We start from the raw sequence: 1,029 nt of genomic DNA on the forward strand, positions 1-1,029 counted from the left end.
CTGGAAAGGTTGGATAGACACAATATTCAATACTTTGGTAAGGCCACTCTTCAGCCATGACAGAGCCCTAAACTCTGAGGCTGTATCGAACTACAGCCTGTTTATTTTCTTCAGGTACGCCTTCGCCTGACGGGTGATGACAGCCTGATCATCGACGGACTGCTTGTCCCAGTTCTTGTAGATCATGCCGAGCCTGGGGTTCTTGCTGAGTTGCGCTCTGTGTTTCACCATAAAGTGCCAGTAAAGGCCGTTGAATGGGCAGGCTCGCTCGCCGGTTTTTTGCTTCACATTGTAGTAACAGCTTTTGCAGTAATCACTCATTTTATTGATGTAATGACCGCTGGCGGCGTAGGGTTTTGAAGCCAGCAAACCACCATCTGCAAACTGACTCATACCACGGGTATTTGGGAGCTCCACCCACTCGATAGCATCCACATAAATGCCCAGGTACCACTCGTCAACCTGACTGGGGTCGACGCCAGCCAACAAACAGAATGTGCCTGTGATCATCAGTCTCTGGATATGGTGGGCATAGGAATAATCCAGAGACTGACCAATAGCCTCCTGAAGACAGGTCATTCGGGTTTCGCCGGTCCAGAAAAAGTCCGGCAATGCCCGCTTAGCTTTGAAATAGTTGAGAGAGGAATACTGCGGCATGTTGACCCAGTAAATGCCCCGGACGTACTCTCGCCAGCCAAGAATCTGTCGGATAAATCCTTCAACCTGAGCAATGGAGATGGACTCCCGGTCTGCCTGCCAGGCTTTGACTGCAGCTTGAATAACCTGCACAGGGGTCAGCATTTTACTGTTCAGGGCAAAGGACAGACGGGAGTGGTATAGGCTCCATTTTTTGTCACTCTGGTGAGTCATAGCGTCCTGAAACTGTCCGAACCGTGGAAGCCCATGCTGACAGAAGTAGCGCAGCTGTTTGAGTGACTGCTGCCTCGTAATCGGCCAGATCAGGTCTGGAGTGGCCTTACCAAAGTATTGAATATTGTGTCTATCCAACCTTTCCAGAATCGTTGTCAC

Annotated in this window: 1 protein-coding gene; it reads right to left on the reverse strand. The window is 50.1% G+C overall.

Translation table 11 applies throughout. From position 1 onward, the window contains the following. Positions 1 to 90 precede the first annotated feature (90 nt). The coding region (locus KDK18_RS13240; RefSeq protein ID WP_373691175.1) for a cryptochrome/photolyase family protein at positions 91 to 1,029 on the reverse strand (939 nt) is incomplete at its 5' end.

It is taken from the genome of Endozoicomonas sp. SESOKO3, from assembly GCF_024606255.1.